The following is a 17,083-nucleotide window of genomic DNA, read 5'->3' as shown; positions in this document are numbered from 1 at the left end:
GCCCGAAGGCCGGCCGCTTAAGCGCCCCGTAAGAGGGCGACCGCAAAGACGCTCCCCGCCGTCCGCGTGGTTGCGGAGGACGGGGAGGAAAATCTTCGAACGCCGACGGGTCCGGGTTCAAGAGGTTTGGACCATGCCCATGGCCACATTTCTTACTGTGATCCCACTTGTGGGCCCGCTCCCACCCGGAGCATTTCCCGTGGTCACCGGCTGTTCACGCAATCTCCGCCGCGCCTGAACGGCCAGTCAGTCCCGCCGCCACCAACTCGGCGATCTGCGCGGTGTTCAATGCGGCACCTTTGCGAAGGTTGTCCCCGCAGACGAAGAGCTCCAGCGCGGTCGGGTCGTCGAGGGCCCGCCGTACCCGCCCCACCCAGGTCGGATCCGTGCCCACCACGTCGGCCGGCGTGGGGAACTCCCCGGCGGCCGGGTTGTCGAAGAGGACGACTCCCGGGGCGGTGTCCAGGATCTCCCGGGCCCCGTCGACGGTGACCTCGCCCTGGAACCGGGCGTGCACGGTCAGCGAGTGCGTGGTGACCACCGGAACCCGGACACAGGTCACCGCGACCGGCAGCTTCGGCAGCCCGAGGATCTTGCGGGACTCGTCCCGCACCTTCATCTCCTCCGACGACCAGCCGTCCTCCCGCAGCGACCCGGCCCACGGTACGACGTTCAGCGCGACCGGCTCCGGGAACGGCCCGGTGCCGTCCCCGACGGCCCGCCGCACATCGCCAGGCTTGGTGCCCAGCTCCGTACCGGCGACCATCGACAGCTGGGCCCGCAGCGTCTCCACGCCGGCCCGCCCGGCCCCGCTCACCGCCTGGTACGACGACACCACCAGCTCGCGCAGCCCGAACTCGGCGTGCAGCGCGCCCAGGGCGACGATCATCGACAGGGTGGTGCAGTTGGGGTTGGCGATGATCCCGCGCGGCCGGTTGCGGGCGCAGTGCGGATTGACCTCGGGCACCACCAAGGGCACCTCGGGGTCCATCCGGAAGGCCCCGGAGTTGTCCACGACGACCACGCCCCTGGCGGCCGCGACCGGTGCCCAGCGCGCGGACACCTCGTCGGGTACGTCGAACATCGCGACGTCGATCCCGTCGAAGGCCTCCTCCGACAGGGCGACGACCTCGACCTCCTCCCCGCGCACGGTCAGCTTGCGGCCGGCCGAGCGCGCGGAGGCGATCAGACGGATCTCGCCCCAGACGTCCGCCCGCTGGGACAGGATCTGGAGCATGACCGTGCCGACGGCCCCGGTCGCCCCCACGACCGCGAGCGCCGGCTTGGCAGTCATCGGCCGGTGCCTCCGTAGACCACGGCCTCGTCGCTGTCGGAGTCGAGCCCGAAGGCGGTGTGCACGGCGCGCACCGCCTCCGGCACGTCGTCGGCGCGGGTCACGACCGAGATACGGATCTCGGAGGTCGAGATCAGCTCGATGTTCACCCCGGCGTCGGACAGCGCCTCGAAGAACGAGGCGGTGACGCCCGGGTTCGTCTTCATACCGGCGCCGACCAGCGAGATCTTCCCGATCTGGTCGTCGTACCGAAGCGAGTCGAAGCCGATGCCCGGCCGGTTGCGCTCCAGCGCGTCGATCGCCTTGCGGCCCTCGGTCTTCGGCAGCGTGAAGGAGATGTCCGTCAGGCCCGTGGAGGCTGCGGACACGTTCTGCACGACCATGTCGATGTTGACCTGGGCATCGGCGATGGTCCGGAAGATCGCGGCGGCCTCACCCGGCTTGTCCGGCACACCGACGACCGTGACCTTGGCCTCGGAGGTGTCGTGCGCGACACCGGAGATGATGGCCTGCTCCACCTTCTTGTCCCCAATCGGCTGACTGCTGACCCACGTGCCCTGGAGTCCGCTGAAGCTGGACCGGACGTGGATCGGAATGTTGTAACGGCGTGCGTACTCCACACAGCGGTGGAGCAGCACCTTGGAACCGGAGGCGGCGAGCTCCAGCATGTCCTCGAAGGAGATCCAGTCGATCTTCCGCGCCTTCTTCACCACGCGCGGGTCGGCGGTGAACACACCGTCGACGTCGGTGTAGATCTCGCAGACCTCGGCGTCGAGCGCGGCGGCCAGCGCCACGGCCGTGGTGTCGGACCCGCCGCGCCCCAGCGTGGTGATGTCCTTCTTGTCGGCGCTGACGCCCTGGAACCCGGCCACGATGGCGATGTTGCCCTCGTCCAGCGCCGTCCTGATCCGCCCCGGCGTGACGTCGATGATCCGGGCTTTGTTGTGGACCGAGTCGGTGATGACGCCTGCCTGGCTGCCGGTGAACGACTGGGCCTCGTGGCCCAGGTTTTTGATCGCCATGGCCAGCAGTGCCATGGAGATACGCTCTCCGGCGGTCAGCAGCATGTCGAACTCACGCCCGGCAGGCATCGGGGATACCTGCTCGGCGAGATCGATCAGCTCGTCCGTCGTGTCGCCCATCGCGGAAACGACGACAACCACCTGGTTGCCGTTCTTCTTCGCTTCCACGATTCGCTTGGCGACGCGCTTGATGCCCTCGGCATCGGCTACGGAGGAGCCTCCGTACTTCTGCACGACAAGGCCCACGTGCGCTCCTCGCTCGGTATGTCTGTGTCGGCTCAGTTTAACGAGCGCCCGAATTCCACCAGTGCGCTCCCGCATGGTGAGACGTCGGCGCTCGCGACCGGAACCTGCCCAGACAACGGCACCCCACGCGGAAAGTGCCCCGGCTCACAGTTCCGGCCCCTTCGCCTCCGCTCAGCCCCGCAGCAGGCCGACCCCGGCGCCGAGCGAGACGACGCCCATGGCGACGGCGGTCAGCAAGCCCTGTGTGCCGTCGACGGCGAAGGGCGCGACGGCGGCGACGACCAGGTTGAAGAGGAAGAGGAACCACAGGACGGGACGGGAGGAGAGCAGGGGCTTCATCGGAGAGATCCTTGTCGGCTGGTCCGGCTGGTTGACCTGGCGAGATCAACAGTCCCGTCTCCGGAGGACCGCAACGAGGGAGTGCGCTGCCGGACCGTTGGTGTAGGCAGGTACACCATGACGGCGCCGATAGTGTGCGGTGGCTGACCGGCATGGGCTTCGCGCTGGTCGCCGTACCGGCACCTGATCCTGCTGCTCGGCCCGGCCGAGGGGGTCGCCCTGGCGAACTGCGCGGCAGGCGCGATCAGTGTGACGACCTGGCCGCCGGCCGCGAGGGCCCGGGTGAAGGTGTCGTCCGCGTCGGCGACGAACACGCGCAGCAGACTCGGCAGTACGGGCCAGTCGGCGTGCCGGTCGAAGGCCAGGACGACGGTGTCGCCGAGCCGAGCCTGATCTCGGCGTGCCCGATCAGCCCGTCCTCGGTCGGTACCCGCCCCGGCTCCTCGCCCCCGAACGCCTCGGTGACGAAGTCCAGGAAGGCGCCCGTGTCGTCGGTGACGACCCAGGGCGCGACGGTGGTGCAGCCCTCGGGCATGGTGAGTCTCTCGCCGGTGTCGGTTGTCACCGGCGACGGTAGGCACCGCTCAGGACGGGAGCTGTCCTGGATCAAGGGACCGAGTCCTCGGCTCACTTGGCCTTGAGGCCCAGCTGGCCGCCGATCTCCTGCTGCATGACCTGGCCCGCCTCGAACTCCAGGGTCTCGTCGCCGATCGTGTCCTGGTCGGTGTCCAGGCCGTCCAGTTCCTCCAGGGGCTGGTTCAGGCGGACGTGGATCAGGATGGACTGGAGGGCTCGGAGGACCGCGGAGGCGGTGGGACCCCAGTTGGAGAAATAGGAGAACTGCCACCACCACAGGGCCTCCGTGGTGCGGCCCGCGCGGTAGTGGGCCATGCCGTGGCGGAGGTCGGCGATGATGTCGGCCAGGTCGTCCGAGATACGGGCCGGGACGGGGGCCTTGCGGGGCTCGTACGGGTCGAAGACCTCGGAGTAGACGTCGATGGGCTCCAGGAGGCGCGCGAAGTTCTCCCGTAGCGGGTCGACATCCGGCTCGGGGCCCAGGTCCGGCTCGTAGCGCTCGTCGGGGACGATGTCCTCGTGCGCGCCGAGGCGGCCGCCGGCCAGCAGGAGCTGGGAGACCTCCAGGAGGAGGAAGGGGACCGCCGAGTCCGGCTCGTCGCCCTTGGCCACCTCCGTGACGGCCACCAGGAAACTCTCGACCTGGTCGGCGATCTGGACCGCGAAGTCGTCGGGGTCCGGGGCGGTCGCGTGCAGTGTGGCGTCAGACATCTAGGAGTCGTCTCCCCTCGAAGGCGCGGCCGAGGGTGACCTCGTCCGCGTATTCCAGGTCGCCACCCACCGGGAGGCCGCTGGCCAGGCGGGTGACCTTGAGGCCCATGGGTTTGATCATGCGGGCGAGGTAGGTGGCGGTCGCCTCGCCCTCCAGGTTCGGGTCCGTGGCCAGGATGAGTTCGGTGACCGCGCCGTCGGCCAGCCGGGCGAGCAGCTCCCTGATCCGCAGATCGTCGGGGCCGACGCCCTCGATCGGGCTGATCGCTCCGCCGAGTACGTGGTATCGGCCGCGGAACTCACGGGTGCGCTCGATGGCGACCACGTCCTTGGGCTCCTCGACCACGCAGATCACCGTCGGGTCCCGGCGCGCGTCACGGCAGATGTTGCACAGCTCCTCCTGTGCCACGTTGCCGCAGGTCGCGCAGAAGCGGACCTTCGCCTTCACCTCCAGGAGGGCCTGGGCGAGCCGTCGTACGTCCGTCGGCTCCGCCTGCAGGATGTGGAAGGCGATCCGCTGCGCGCTCTTCGGACCGACGCCGGGCAGCCGCCCCAGCTCGTCGATGAGGTCCTGGACCACGCCTTCGTACAACGGACTGCCCTTCCTGGAGTCTTTCGGTACGTACGGTAGTTGGCTGCCGCCTGTCCTAGGAAGGCGGTGTCGGTGTCGCGCGGGCGACGAACATCAGAACGGCGAGATCAGAACGGTCGGGCCAAAAGGCCGGGTCGGGTCAGAACGGCAGGCCGGGGATGCCGCTGCCGCCGCCCAGGCCCTGCGCCAGCGGGCCGAGCTTCTGCTGCTGGAGCGCCTGAGCGTTCGCGTTGGCCGCCTGGACGGCCGCGACGACCAGGTCGGCGAGGGTGTCGGTGTCCTCCGGGTCCACCGCCTTCGGGTCGATCTTCAGCGCGCGCAGCTCGCCGGCGCCGGTCACGGTGGCCGTCACCAGGCCGCCGCCCGCCTGCCCGTCGACCTCCGTGTTCGCCAGCTCCTCCTGGGCCTGTGCCAGATCCTGCTGCATCTTCTGGGCCTGCTGGAGCAGCTGCTGCATGTTGGGCTGGCCACCACCGGGGATCACGATCAGCTCCTGGGTCCGGGTCCGTGTCTTCGTACTGCTCTGCTGTGCATGAGCCTACGTGGTCGACGCAGCCATCGCCCCGCCACTCTTTCGAGTGAGAATCCTGAGGGGTCTATACCTGATCAAGGCCCACTTCCGGGCGGAAAAGTGGCGAAAGCAAGGCCTTCGCCACCCATTGGGCGGTAGGAAGGGTTCCCGTCGTCAGGATCCATTGTCACGTCCAGTGCCATGGCCGACACCATGCGCGATGTCGGTTCGATGTCACGGAACGTGACCGGTTGTGATCAGTTGGGAGTGCCGGGTGGGTCAGCCGGAGATGCAGCCCGAGGGACCGGCGCAGGACGGGCGGGGCGAGGGTGCGGCCGGACTGCGGCCGGGGGATCTGACCGGGCGGCCGTTCCCGCTCGGGGACTGGGGAGAGCCGGCCGAGCGGCTCGACGAGCTGTACCGGTGGGTGGAGCGCGGGGCGCTGCAGACCGCCGCCTGGTATCTGACGGACCGGGTGTGGAAACGGCGGGGCGCGCGGGCGCTGCGGTGCGGGGCAGCCGTGGGCGCGGTGCTCGGGGCGGCACTGCCGCTGCTGGACCTCACCGGGGTGGTCAGCGGGGTGGCGCCCTGGGGGTATCTCGCGCTGCTGATGGCGGTGGCGTGTGTGGGCATCGACCGGTTCTTCGGGGTGACCTCCGGCTGGATAAGGGACATGGCGACCGCGCAGGCCGTGCAGCGGCGGCTCCAGGTGCTCCAGTTCGACTGGGCGTCGGAGAGCGTGCGGGAGGTGCTCGGGCCGGCGGAGGGCACGGCGAGCGAGGCCGCCGAGCGCTGTCTGGCGGTGCTGCGGCGGTTCACGGAGGACGTGACCGAACTGGTCCGCACGGAGACGGCCGACTGGATGGTGGAGTTCCGGACGGGTCCGGCACCGCTCGGCATGCAGGCGATGGTGACGGCGGGACCGCGCGCGGACGCGGGACATCTGAACGGCCGCTTCCCGCTGCCGCCAGGAACGAACGGGGCACGGCCCAACATGCCTCGGCAGCGACCGCCGGAGCCGCGGTGAGGGACGTTTTGTCAAGACGGCCTAATGTCTTGACATCAATGGAAGCAGCCCCGCATCGTGAGCGGACAGTCTCCGGAACGGTCCGAAGAGGGGCAGCCACATGGTGCGTACGCTCGGCGTCGCCGTCGTCGGGTTCGGCTGGATGGGGCGGGTGCACGCCCAGGCCTACCAGCGGGTCCCCCACCACTTCCCGCAGCTGCCCGTACGCCCCGAACTGGTGACCGTCGCCGAGGAGGTGCCGGGCCGGGCCGAGGAGGCCGCCGACCTGTTCGGGTTCGCCTCGACCACCCGTGACTGGCGTGAGGTCGCCGCCGACCCGCGCGTCCACGCCGTCAGCATCACCGCGCCGAACTTCCTGCACCGCGAGATCGGCGTCGCCATGGCGGAGGCCGGCAAGCACATCTGGATCGAGAAGCCGGTCGGCCTGACCGCGGAGGACGCCGGCGCGGTCGCCGAGGCCGTCACCAAGGCGGGCGTCCAGGGCACGGTCGGTTTCAACTACCGCAACGCGCCCGCCGTCGCCCACGCCCGTGAGCTGATCGCCTCCGGCGAGCTGGGGACCGTCACCCACGTCCGCATCCGGCTCTTCAGCGACTACGCGGCCCACCCCGACGGTGCCCTGACCTGGCGCTACGAGCGTGCGCGCGGCGGCGGAGGGGTGCTCGGCGACCTCGCCTCGCACGGCGTCGACCTGGCCCGCTTCCTGCTCGGTGACATCACCGCGCTCACCGCCGACACCGCCGTCTTCATCCCGGAGCGCGCCCGCCCCACCGGCGCCACCGCCGGCCACACCCTGGCCACCGGCGGCGTACTAGGCCCGGTCGAGAACGAGGACTACGTCAACTGCCTGCTGCGCTTCGCCTCCGGCGCCCGGGGCGTCCTGGAGGCCAGCCGGGTCTCGGTCGGCGAGCAGAACAACTACGGCTTCGAGGTGCACGGCACCAAGGGCGCCGTCTTCTGGGACTACCGGCGGATGGGCGAACTCGGCGTCAGCCGCGGCACCTCCTACCAGGACCAGCCCGTCAGCACGATCTACGTCGGCCCGGGGCACGGCGAGTACGGCGCCTTCCAGCCCGGCGCGGCCAACGCCATGGGCTACGACGACCTCAAGGTCATCGAGGCCCACAACTTCCTGCGCTCCATCGCCGACGACACCCCGTACGGCCCGACCCTGACCGACGCCGTGCACAGTGCGACCGCCCTCGACGCGATGAGCCGCTCGGCAGCCCAGGGCACCTGGGTGAGCCTCGGCTGAGCCGCCGGGTTCACCGGCAGAGCCTCATCCCCACCGGGGTGTAGCAGGGCACATGCCCGTGCGTGCGGATCACGGTCACGCCGTTGCCTCGTGGGAGTTCATTGCTTGCTGTACGTGAGACTCTCGCCGCCGTCCTTCCGCACCCGCTTCAGGCTGCCGTCCGACAGCAGCGTCACCTCGGTGGCCTCTCCGGCGCTGCAGGACGAACGGGGCCTGCCCCTCGTGACCGTGGAAGGGCCGATCTCCAACGGACCCCCTGAACCGGGCTTCTCGGCGAGCTTCGCGTCGAACTCGCAGTGGTAGCCGGGGCCGTCCGCGACCAGGGTGAGGACGGTGTCGCCCACGACGCCCTGGCGGATGGTCAGTTCGCGGGTGTTGTGGCCGGTGGAGTTGTCTATCACCGTGGTCCAGCTGCCGAGGAAGGCGGTGGGCACGGCGCCGGTGGAAGGGGCCGAGGAGGAGGGCGACGAGGTGGGCGTCGGTTCCTCGGAGGAGGTCTGGGCGGTGACCGAGGGGGTGGCCGTACCGCCCGCCTTCTCGCCGCCGCCGCTGTTCATGAGCGCGTACACCGAGCCGCCCGCGGCCAGCATGACGATCACGGCGACGGTGACGAGCAGCACGGTGGAACGGGCGGTGCGGCGCGGCTCACCGTCGAGGGTGGGGTCGTACGGCGGCGGCGGTGGGGGTGTGTAGAGCGGCTGGGCGGGCTCCGGGGTGGTGACGGCGGTGTAGGGGTTGGTGTACGGGTTGTACGGCTGCGGGTGCTGGTGGGGCTGTTGGTTCGGGTAACCGTAGGCCGGGTGGGCGGGGGCGTGTTCGGGAGAGGGAGGGTTGAGTGTCGGCTGTGGGTGGGGGGCGGCTGGTCGCGCCTCTGGCACCTCCACCGAGGACCCGTACGTCGTCGGGTCCTCCACCTCCAGCAACTCCACCGCGTGCCGGCCCAGTTGCGCCACCAGTGACCCCGGTAGCCACGGATCCCTGGAGCGGCCCTCCTCGACCGTGTCGACCGCTCCCGTTCTCGCCAGGATCGCGTCCAAGGAGGGGCGGGTCGCCGGGTCCTTGCGGAGGCAGTCGCGGACCACGTCGGCGATGCCCTCGGGGAGCCCGGACAGGTCGGGTTCCTCCTGGGCGATGCGGAACATCTGCGCGTGGGCGCCACCCTCGGTGGCGCCGAAGGGAAGCCGGCCGGTGGCCGCGTAGGCGAGCACCGAGCCGAGGCTGAAGACATCGGAGGCCGGTGTGATCCGCTCGCCGCGCACCTGCTCGGGGGCCATGAAGCCCGGCGAGCCGACGAGCGAGCCGGTCCGGGTGATGCCCTCGCCGGGGAGGGTCTCCAGGGCGCGCGCGATGCCGAAGTCGATGACCCGGGGTCCCTCTATGGTGAGCATCACATTGGACGGCTTGAGGTCACGGTGGACGATCCCGGCCGCGTGGATGTTGGTGAGCGCGTGCGCCAGCCCGGCGGCGAGGATGCGCACCGACCGCTCGGGCAGCGGCCCGTGGTCGTGCTCGACGACCCGCTGGAGGCTCGGCCCGGCGACATAGCCGGTGGCCACCCAGGGCACGGCGGCCTCGGTGTCGGCGTCGAGGACGGGCGCGGTCCAGAACCCGCCTACCCGCTGGGCGTTGCGCACCTCCTGCCGGAAGCGGGCCCGGAAGTCCTCATGCGCGGCGAGTTCCGCCCGTACCAGCTTCACGGCGACGGTGCGGCCGCGCTCCGACCGGGCGAGATACACCTGCCCCATGCCGCCCGCGCCCAGCCGCGCCAGCAGCCGGTACCGCCCGATGTGCTGCGGATCCCCGGGCACCAGCTTCTCCATGGCAGATCCGCCCCTTCTCCACACTTGTGATCGAGCCGAGAATATTCCGGCCGCTCCGGCGACCGGGACCCGCCTCGTCTACGGTTCCGTAACAGGTACCGGCCGCTCCGCTGTATCCACGGTGTATCCACGGGCTGTGGACAATCTGTCGCGGAATCGCCGTAGCCATGGAACATGTCGCCGATATCGCGTACGAACCGGGCACTCATAGGCTCGGCGCCATGACCCCTCAGCCCAATCCCCAGGCCGGAGCCGCCGTCAAGGCGGCCGACCGTGCGCATGTCTTCCACTCGTGGTCCGCGCAGGACCTCATCGACCCCCTGGCCGTGGCCGGCGCCGAAGGGTCGTACTTCTGGGACTACGACGGCAGGCGTTACCTGGATTTCACCAGCGGGCTCGTCTTCACCAACATCGGCTACCAGCACCCGAAGGTCGTCGCCGCGATCCAGGAGCAGGCCGCGAGGATGACGACCTTCGCGCCCGCCTTCGCCGTGGAGGCCCGGTCGGAGGCGGCCCGGCTGATCGCCGAGCGGACCCCCGGCGACCTGGACAAGATCTTCTTCACCAACGGCGGCGCGGACGCGATCGAGCACGCCGTGCGCATGGCCCGGCTGCACACGGGCCGCCCGAAGGTGCTGTCCGCCTACCGCTCGTACCACGGCGGCACCCAGCAGGCGATCAACATCACCGGCGACCCGCGCCGCTGGGCCTCCGACGGCGCCGCCGCCGGGGTCGTGCACTTCTGGGCGCCCTTCCTCTACCGATCCCGTTTCTACGCGGAGACGGAGGAGCAGGAGACCGCGCGGGCGCTGGAGCACCTGGAGACCACGATCGCGTTCGAGGGGCCGGGCACGGTCGCGGCGATCGTGCTGGAGACCGTGCCGGGGACCGCCGGGATCATGGTTCCGCCGGCCGGATACCTGGCGGGGGTCCGTGAGATCTGCGACAGGCACGGGATCGTCTTCGTCCTGGACGAGGTCATGGCCGGGTTCGGGCGCACCGGTGAGTGGTTCGCCGCCGACCTGTTCGGGGTCGTACCCGACCTGATGACCTTCGCCAAGGGCGTGAACAGCGGGTATGTGCCGCTCGGTGGTGTCGCCATCAGCGAGCGGATCGCCGAGACCTTCGCCCGGCGGCCCTACCCGGGCGGGCTGACGTACTCCGGGCATCCGCTGGCGTGTGCCGCCGCCGTCGCCACCATCAACGTGATGTCGGAGGAAGGCGTCGTCGAGAACGCGAAGCGGCTCGGCGCGGATGTCGTGGGGCCCGCCCTCGCCTCGCTCGCCGAGCGGCACCCGAGCGTGGGCGAGGTCCGCGGTACCGGCATGTTCTGGGCGCTGGACCTGGTGAAGAACCGGGAGACCCGGGAGCCCCTGGTGCCGTACAACGCGGCCGGGGAGGCCAACGCGCCGATGGCCGCGTTCACGGCTGCCGCCAAGCAGCAGGGCCTGTGGCCGTTCGTGAACATGAACCGGACGCATGTCGTCCCGCCGTGCAACGTCACCGAGGCCGAACTGAAGGAGGGCTTCGCCGCGCTCGACGCCGCGCTGGGCGTGGCCGACGAGTACACGGCGTAGGCGTGGTGCTCCGTTCGGGCGCCGGTCGGTGGCGCAGTTCCCCGCGCACCTGAAGGGGCGGTCGCGGAACCCGAACGCGTAAGGTGGCGTGCTCGTAGATGTACATGTAAGCGAGCACGTCACCCGAACGCGTGAGGAGAGGCGCCCGACGATGCCCGGCAACGGCGCTGTGACCCGCAGTACCCTGCGCCAGCAGATCGCGGACGCGCTCCGTGACGAGGTGCTCGCCGGGCGGCTCCAGCCGGGCCGGGAGTTCACGGTCAAGGAGATCGCCGAGCAGTACGGGGTCTCCGCCACGCCGGTCCGCGAGGCCCTGGTCGACCTGTCCGCGCAGGGCGTCCTCGACGCCGACCAGCACCGCGGTTTCCGGGTGCCGGAGTACTCCCTCACCGACCACCGGGGCATGATCGAGGCCCGCAGCCTGGTCGTCGACGGTATGTTCCACGCTCTCGCCGGCGGCCACCACCCCGCCTTCAAGGATTTGAAGGAGCCGCGGGTCGGGGCCGCCCTGGCCACCGTCCGCCGGCGCGGCGAGGAGGCCCAGCGTGCCGCGACCGCCGGCGACCTCACCGTGCTGGTCGGCTACGACCTGCGCTTCTGGCGGGAGCTGTCCGCGCTGTTCGGCAACCCCTACCTCGGCGACTTCCTGCACCGGCTGCGCGTGCAGTCCTGGGTGTGTGCGGTGCAGCATCTGCGCCGGCTGCCCGATCTACGCGGGTATCTGTGGTCCCGGCAAACGGAGTTGGTCGACGCGCTGTCCCGGCGGGACATCGAGGCCGCCCGGGGGATCGTCGCCGCGTACAACACACACTCCCTCGCCCTCATCGAGCGACTGGCGGAGAACGGATGACCGCGCCCGACCTTTCTGTCGTCATCCCGGCGTACAACGAGGAGGAACGGCTCGGCCCGACGCTCTGCGCCGTCACCCGCTACCTCGCCGACAACGAGTCCCGCTTCGGCTCCTGGGAAGTGATCGTCTCCGACGACGGTTCGACCGACGGGACGCGTACGGTCGCCGCCTTAGATCACCCGCACGTCCGTCTGGTCACCGGTCACCGCAACCGGGGCAAGGGCAGCGCCCTGCGCCTGGGCGTCGCCGCCAGCCGCGGCCGCCGGGTGCTGGTCACCGACGCCGATCTCGCGGCCCCGATCGAGGAGCTGGAGCGGCTCGACAAGGCGCTCAGCGAGGGCAACACGGCGGCGATAGGCTCGCGCGCGGTGCCCGGCGCGGAGATAGCCCACCCCCAGCACCGGCTGCGCGAGCTGCTCGGCCGCGCCGGGAACCTGCTGATACGGGCCACCGCGGTGCCCGGCATCAAGGACACCCAGTGCGGTTTCAAGCTGTTCGACGGCGACCAGGCCCGCGAGGCCTTCGCCGGCTCCCGTCTCGACGGCTGGGGCATCGACGTCGAGGTCCTCCAGCATCTGCACCGGGGCGGCGCGTCCATCGCCGAGGTCCCGGTCCACTGGAGCCACCAGCCCGGCTCCAAGGTCGGCCCGCTCGCCTACCCGAGGGTCCTCGCGGACCTGGCCCGCCTCCGGCTGCGCCGGCTCCGCCCGGCCGACCTCCTGGTCACGGTCCTCTTCCTGGCCCTGTCGGTCGCCCTGTACTCGGGCCGCTTCTTCGACCCGGACCACCGCTACCTCACCGACTCCCTCCAGGACCAGAACCAGTGGGAGTGGTTCTTCGCGGTGACCGCGGACAACCTCGCGCACTTGCGCAACCCGCTCTTCTCCGACCTCCAGGGCTTCCCCGACGGCGTCAACCTCATGGCCAACACGGTCATGCTGGGCGCCTCCGTCCCCTTCGCCCCGCTGACGCTCCTCGCCGGACCGGCCGTCTCGCTCTCCGTCTGCATGGCCCTCGGCCTGGCCGCGACCGCCGTCGCCTGGTACTGGCTGATCGTGAAGCGGGTGGTACGGCACCGGGGCGCCGCCTTCCTCGGCGCGGCCCTCGCGGCCTTCGCACCGCCGATGGTCAGCCACGCCAACGCGCACCCCAACTTCGTCATCCTGTTCACGATCCCGCTGATCATCGACCGCGCCCTGCGCCTGGCCACGGGCGCCCGGGTCCGGCGGGACGGGATCGTGCTCGGCCTGGTGGCGGCGTACCAGGTTCTCCTCGGCGAGGAGCCGTTGCTGCTGGCGGCGCTGGGCATGGCCCTGTTCGCCGCCGCGTACGCGGCCGTACGACCGGAGGTGGCGAAGGAGTCCTGGCGCCCACTGGGCAAGGGCCTGCTGATCGCCGGGGCGGTCTGTCTGCCGATCGTGATCTATCCCTTGTACTGGCAGTTCACCGGCCCGCAGAGCTACCACAGCGTCCTGCACGGCGACAACGCCGGAAACAGCCCCCTCTCGCTCCTCGCCTTCGCCGAGCGCTCGCTGCTCTACGGGAACGCCGGCCGCGCCAACGAGCTCTCCCTCAACCCCACCGAGCAGAACGCCTTCTACGGCTGGCCGCTGGTCGTGCTCGCCTTCGGGATCGTCGTACGGATGTGGGAGCGGCCGCTGGTCAAGGCGCTGGCGTTCACTTCGCCGGCCGCGGCCGTGCTGTCCATGGGCCCGAAGATCCGCATCCCGCTGACCGACACGGTGTATCCCGGCCCGTGGGCGCTGGTGCGGAAGCTGCCGCTCTTCGAGTCGGTGATCGAGGGCCGGGTGGCGATGATCTGCGCCCCGGCGCTGGGCCTGCTGCTCGCGCTCGCGCTCGAAAAGGTGCTGGTCACCCGTCGTATCGGCACCCAGTACTTCGGTCTGCTGGCCATCGCGCTGGCCCTGCTCCCGATCGTCCCGGCCCCGCTCAAGTCCGCGCCGCGGGAGACGGTCCCGGAGTTCATCACGAGCGGGATGTGGAAGTCGTACGTGGGAAGGGGCGAGTCACTCGTCCCGATCCCGCTCCCCGATCCCGGCTACGCGGAGGCCCTGCACTGGCAGACGACGGCGGACCTCGGCTTCAAGCTCCCCGGCGGATACTTCAACGGTCCCTACGGTGAGGACCGCATCGGTATCTACGGTGCCGTCCCGCGCTACACCTCCAACATGCTGCGGGACGTCCGCTACACCGGGAAGGTGCCGGTGATCGGCAAGAACTGGCGGGCGCAGGCGGTGAAGGACTTCGCGTACTGGAAGGCGGGCGCCCTGGTGGTCGCCCCACAGCCCAACGACGACAAGCTGCGGCAGGCGGTCGACGCCCTGACCGGAAAATCCGGTAGGTGGACCGGTGGGGTCTGGGTATGGGACCTGCACGGGGGGAGCTGACCGGTGCCGCACGGATTACTCTTCCCTGACCACCTGGCTGAACACTTGCCGTGAACGCGCTGATACGAGGAGCCCTCTTTGGCCTGTGACCTCTGGCTGGTACCGCTCGTCGACGTGTTGTGCCACACGCCTGACAACCCGTTCGCCGAGGAACTCGCGCAATACAACAAGGTGCTCGCCGAGGCCGGGCTGCCGCCGGTGCCGGTGTACCAGTACATGCCGGGCCTGTCCGGCGATGTCGCCCCGGTGGCCGGCTTCGACTACGACGCGCTGCACTTCCTGCGCCGCGCCTATCTCCTCCAGGTCTGCGGCCTGCCCGTCTCCCCGGTGGACGACCTGGGCGGCGACTACGAGCAGCTCCTGGAGATGTTCGAGTCGACGGCCCAGCAGTCCCATCTGGTCTGGCACTACGACCACGCGGGCGCCTACGTCCCGGTCGACTTCCCGAACCCGCTCTCAAGCGACGAACTCCTCGCCGGTGGCGGCCCGCTGGGCTCGTCCCACGCCCTGCTGCGCGAGCTGGAGTACGTCGCCCCGTCGATCGGCATCGACCCGGCGAACCCTCCGGCGGCCCCGCAGCCGCCCTCCGCCCCGACCGACCTGGAGGAACCGGCGATCCCGGCCCCGTACGACCCGAGCCCCTTCGCCCGGGAACGGCACGTCTGGCTCGGCCTGCACGCGGCGGCGACGCGCAGCCTGGCCCAGGGGTCGATGATCGTGTTCAGCTGAGGCGGAGCCGGGGCAGGGGGCGGTTACTGCGCGCGGCCATTCGACGGCCGGCAGGGCGAAGTGACCGTAAGGCCGCCGTCTCCCGCTCCAGGGATGCCTTCTGCCCTGGAGCGGGGACGTGGAGGAAATCCGGCAGGCTTACGAGAAGACCGGCGTCCCGCCCTGCGTCAGCTTCCAGTTGGTGGCCGCGAACGTCGACGGGTCGATCGTGCCCTTCGCCGTCGCGTAGGCGACCATCAGGTCGCGGACCTGGTTGGGGGTGCTGTAGACGACCTCCGCGGCGGCGATGTGCGGGTAGCCGCTGCCGCCGTTGGCGCGGTAGTTGTTGACGGCGACGACGAAGACCTGGTCGTCGGCGACCGGCGTGCCGTTGTAGCTGAGGTTCTTGATGCGCGAGCCCTCGGCCGCCGCGATGTCGATCTCGTAGTCGACGCCGGCCGCCGTGTCGTACATGTAGTCCCAGAAGCTGTTGGCGTTGGTGAGGGTGGCGGTGTCCACCGCCGTGCCGGACGGGACCCGGTGGTAGTACTTCGCCGCGTACTCCAGGTAGTCCTTGAGCTGGGCGCCGGTGAGCTTCTTGCCGTACAGGGTGTTCTCGTAGACGTAGAGACCCGCGACGTCGCGGATCGTCACGTCGCCGGCCGGGATGACGGCCGTACGGCTGAAGGGCGCGGCCACCGAGATCAGCGGGAGCGCGGCGTCCGCCGTCGACAGGCCCGCCTTCACCGCGTCCATCTGGACCTGCTGGATGAAGTCGATGGCGGCGACGTCCTTCCAGCAGGCGTCCGTCGTGGACATCGTCTCGGTGCAGGTGCCGATCGCGGTGTTGACGTACTTGACCACCAACTCGTGCTCGGCGGTGAGCAGTTCGGTGATCCGCGGGTCCTCGGCGACCGTGTTGCTGTTCAGGGTGGTGGCGGTCTTCTTGGTGATCTTCCAGGAGTGGTTCACCAGCTCCAGTTCGAAGTCGAAGACGGAGAGGCGGTAGCCGTAGCAGTACGGCTCGGAGAGGAGGACGTCCTCGCCGGTCTCCGCGTTCTTCACCGTGTACGTGGGGACGTCGACGTGGGTGTGGCCGACGAGGATCGCGTCGATACCAGGGACCTGCTCGGCGACCAGGTTCGACGCGTTCTCCACGTAGGGGAGCGAGTCGCCCCACGACGACGAGCCGTCCAGGCCCGAGTGGTCGGTGAGGAAGACGACGTCGCAGCCGAGGGCACGCAGGCGCGGGACGTACTTCTTCGCCTGCTCGACCAGGCCCGTGAACGCCAGCTTCCCGGAGACGTTGTCCTTGTCCCACAGGGCGATGCCCGGGTTGGTGAGGCCGAGGATGCCGACCTTGATGTCCGGGCCGTGGGGGACCTTGATGTGCTTGACGGTGTAGGGCCGGAAGGCGGGCCGCAGCGTCTTGGCGTCCAGGGCGTTGGCGCCGAGCAGCGGGAAGTGGCACTGCTTCTCGAAGGTGCGGATGACCTCGACCCCGTAGTTGAACTCGTGGTTGCCGAGGGCGGCCGCGTCGTAGCGCATCTCGTTCATGGCGATCGCCATGGGGTGCTTGGGGCCGCGCTTGCCGTCCTTGCCGGTGATCGGGTCGACGCTCGCGTAGTAGGAGGCGAGGGAGGTGCCCTGGATGATGTCGCCGGCGTCGACCAGCAGGACCCGGTCCTCGCCCCTCTCCTTGCGCAGGTTCTTCACCAGGGTGGCGATGCGCGCGATGCCGTAGGTGTTGCCCTTGGAGTCCTTGTAGGCGGCGTCGGTGTAGTAGTCCCAGTTGAAGACGTGGCTGTGCAGGTCGGTGGTGCCCAGGATGGAGAAGCTCCAGGTCTTCGGCGCCTTTCCGGGCTTGTGCTCGGCCGCCTGGGCGGGGGCCGCGGCGGCGACGGTCCCGGCGGCGGCTACGGCCGCCCCGGTGACGGCCGACTTCTTCACGAAATCCCGGCGGTTCATGGGACTGACGGGCATGAGGTCTCCTGGGAGGCTGACATGACGCGTGTAGACAGAGGTGTGGTGCGGGGCTACTCGCGTAGAGCGTGGCGTCTGTCCAGGCCTCCGAAAACCAGGAATTGGCCATGACCGAGTCAACAAACGGCAATGCGCGGGCGGTTGTGTGCCCCGCTCGGCCGACC

General features: G+C 70.1%; 14 protein-coding genes and 1 pseudogene. 6 read left to right on the top strand and 9 right to left on the bottom strand.

What is annotated here, in order from left to right:
• Positions 1–214: 214 nt before the first annotated feature.
• The 7 genes and pseudogenes from ACZ7OO_RS32165 to ACZ7OO_RS32135 form a co-directional block, all read right to left on the bottom strand.
• Positions 215–1,294 carry an aspartate-semialdehyde dehydrogenase gene (locus ACZ7OO_RS32165; protein ID WP_471510177.1) on the bottom strand — a complete coding sequence of 360 codons (1,080 nt, stop codon included), beginning with the start codon at positions 1,292–1,294 and terminating at the stop codon, positions 215–217.
• Positions 1,291–2,562 (bottom strand): aspartate kinase, encoded by a 1,272-nt coding sequence (locus ACZ7OO_RS32160; RefSeq protein WP_358917711.1) that lies wholly within the window; start codon positions 2,560–2,562, stop codon positions 1,291–1,293. The genes ACZ7OO_RS32165 and ACZ7OO_RS32160 overlap by 4 nt, the downstream gene beginning before the upstream one ends.
• Positions 2,563–2,733: 171 nt before the next feature.
• Complete coding sequence (locus tag ACZ7OO_RS32155) at positions 2,734–2,901, bottom strand: hypothetical protein (RefSeq protein WP_471510175.1); 168 nt, start codon at positions 2,899–2,901, stop codon at positions 2,734–2,736.
• Between the two features lie 230 nt (positions 2,902–3,131).
• Positions 3,132–3,436: pseudogene (locus ACZ7OO_RS32150) on the bottom strand (VOC family protein); the annotation flags it as partial.
• 92 nt (positions 3,437–3,528) lie between these two features.
• A complete protein-coding gene (locus ACZ7OO_RS32145; RefSeq protein WP_471510173.1) occupies positions 3,529–4,188 on the bottom strand; it encodes a DUF5063 domain-containing protein in 660 nt (219 codons plus the stop codon).
• On the bottom strand, positions 4,181–4,780 hold the full coding sequence (gene recR / locus ACZ7OO_RS32140; RefSeq protein ID WP_123975374.1) for a recombination mediator RecR: 600 nt from the start codon (positions 4,778–4,780) through the stop codon (positions 4,181–4,183). The genes ACZ7OO_RS32145 and recR overlap by 8 nt, the downstream gene beginning before the upstream one ends.
• 139 nt (positions 4,781–4,919) lie before the next feature.
• Positions 4,920–5,264, bottom strand: a complete 345-nt coding sequence (locus tag ACZ7OO_RS32135; protein WP_352222484.1) for a YbaB/EbfC family nucleoid-associated protein — start codon at positions 5,262–5,264, stop codon at positions 4,920–4,922.
• A 301-nt stretch (positions 5,265–5,565) separates the two neighbouring features.
• Here ACZ7OO_RS32135 and ACZ7OO_RS32130 point away from each other — a divergent pair, with 301 nt between their 5' ends.
• Together ACZ7OO_RS32130 and ACZ7OO_RS32125 are read left to right on the top strand one after the other, a co-directional pair.
• The gene (locus tag ACZ7OO_RS32130; protein WP_471510170.1) at positions 5,566–6,318 is read left to right on the top strand and encodes an SLATT domain-containing protein; all 753 of its coding nucleotides are present in this window, start codon (positions 5,566–5,568) and stop codon (positions 6,316–6,318) included.
• A gap of 100 nt (positions 6,319–6,418) precedes the next feature.
• Positions 6,419–7,573 (top strand): Gfo/Idh/MocA family protein, encoded by a 1,155-nt coding sequence (locus ACZ7OO_RS32125; protein ID WP_471510168.1) that lies wholly within the window; start codon positions 6,419–6,421, stop codon positions 7,571–7,573.
• A 98-nt stretch (positions 7,574–7,671) separates the two neighbouring features.
• Here the strand turns inward: ACZ7OO_RS32125 and ACZ7OO_RS32120 are convergent, their stop codons facing one another.
• Complete coding sequence (locus tag ACZ7OO_RS32120; RefSeq protein ID WP_471510166.1) at positions 7,672–9,393, bottom strand: protein kinase domain-containing protein; 1,722 nt, start codon at positions 9,391–9,393, stop codon at positions 7,672–7,674.
• Positions 9,394–9,614: 221 nt separating this feature from the next.
• On the opposite strand from ACZ7OO_RS32120, the gene ACZ7OO_RS32115 reads away from it, so the two are divergent.
• The 4 genes from ACZ7OO_RS32115 (at position 9,615) to ACZ7OO_RS32100 (ending at position 14,957) form a co-directional block, all read left to right on the top strand.
• Positions 9,615–10,970: an aminotransferase class III-fold pyridoxal phosphate-dependent enzyme gene (locus ACZ7OO_RS32115; RefSeq protein ID WP_471510164.1), complete on the top strand. Its 1,356-nt coding sequence runs from the start codon at positions 9,615–9,617 to the stop codon at positions 10,968–10,970.
• A 151-nt stretch (positions 10,971–11,121) separates the two neighbouring features.
• Complete coding sequence (locus tag ACZ7OO_RS32110) at positions 11,122–11,820, top strand: GntR family transcriptional regulator (RefSeq protein WP_471510162.1); 699 nt, start codon at positions 11,122–11,124, stop codon at positions 11,818–11,820.
• The gene (locus ACZ7OO_RS32105; protein WP_471510160.1) at positions 11,817–14,228 is read left to right on the top strand and encodes a dolichyl-phosphate beta-glucosyltransferase; all 2,412 of its coding nucleotides are present in this window, start codon (positions 11,817–11,819) and stop codon (positions 14,226–14,228) included. Before ACZ7OO_RS32110 ends, ACZ7OO_RS32105 begins: the two co-directional genes overlap by 4 nt.
• Before the next feature lie 78 nt (positions 14,229–14,306).
• Positions 14,307–14,957 carry a phospholipase D-like domain-containing protein gene (locus ACZ7OO_RS32100; protein WP_352222380.1) on the top strand — a complete coding sequence of 217 codons (651 nt, stop codon included), beginning with the start codon at positions 14,307–14,309 and terminating at the stop codon, positions 14,955–14,957.
• Positions 14,958–15,095: 138 nt separating this feature from the next.
• Here the strand turns inward: ACZ7OO_RS32100 and ACZ7OO_RS32095 are convergent, their stop codons facing one another.
• Positions 15,096–16,919, bottom strand: coding sequence for a bifunctional metallophosphatase/5'-nucleotidase (locus tag ACZ7OO_RS32095; protein ID WP_471510158.1), 1,824 nt, complete (start codon positions 16,917–16,919; stop codon positions 15,096–15,098).
• Positions 16,920–17,083: the final 164 nt, after the last annotated feature.

Source organism: Streptomyces sp. NPDC111744 (assembly GCF_055634995.1).
Note: the sequence above shows the minus strand (reverse complement) of the source record. Positions and strands in the feature narration are given on the sequence as shown.

Coding starts and splice junctions, on each gene's coding strand:
- ACZ7OO_RS32165 (WP_471510177.1), bottom strand. CDS start 1,294: ATGACTGCCAAGCCGGCGCTCGCGGTCGTGGGGGCGACCGGGGCCGTC.
- ACZ7OO_RS32120 (WP_471510166.1), bottom strand. CDS start 9,393: ATGGAGAAGCTGGTGCCCGGGGATCCGCAGCACATCGGGCGGTACCGG.
- ACZ7OO_RS32125 (WP_471510168.1), top strand. CDS start 6,419: ATGGTGCGTACGCTCGGCGTCGCCGTCGTCGGGTTCGGCTGGATGGGG.
- ACZ7OO_RS32110 (WP_471510162.1), top strand. CDS start 11,122: ATGCCCGGCAACGGCGCTGTGACCCGCAGTACCCTGCGCCAGCAGATC.
- ACZ7OO_RS32105 (WP_471510160.1), top strand. CDS start 11,817: ATGACCGCGCCCGACCTTTCTGTCGTCATCCCGGCGTACAACGAGGAG.
- ACZ7OO_RS32095 (WP_471510158.1), bottom strand. CDS start 16,919: ATGCCCGTCAGTCCCATGAACCGCCGGGATTTCGTGAAGAAGTCGGCC.
- ACZ7OO_RS32145 (WP_471510173.1), bottom strand. CDS start 4,188: ATGTCTGACGCCACACTGCACGCGACCGCCCCGGACCCCGACGACTTC.
- ACZ7OO_RS32115 (WP_471510164.1), top strand. CDS start 9,615: ATGACCCCTCAGCCCAATCCCCAGGCCGGAGCCGCCGTCAAGGCGGCC.
- ACZ7OO_RS32155 (WP_471510175.1), bottom strand. CDS start 2,901: ATGAAGCCCCTGCTCTCCTCCCGTCCCGTCCTGTGGTTCCTCTTCCTC.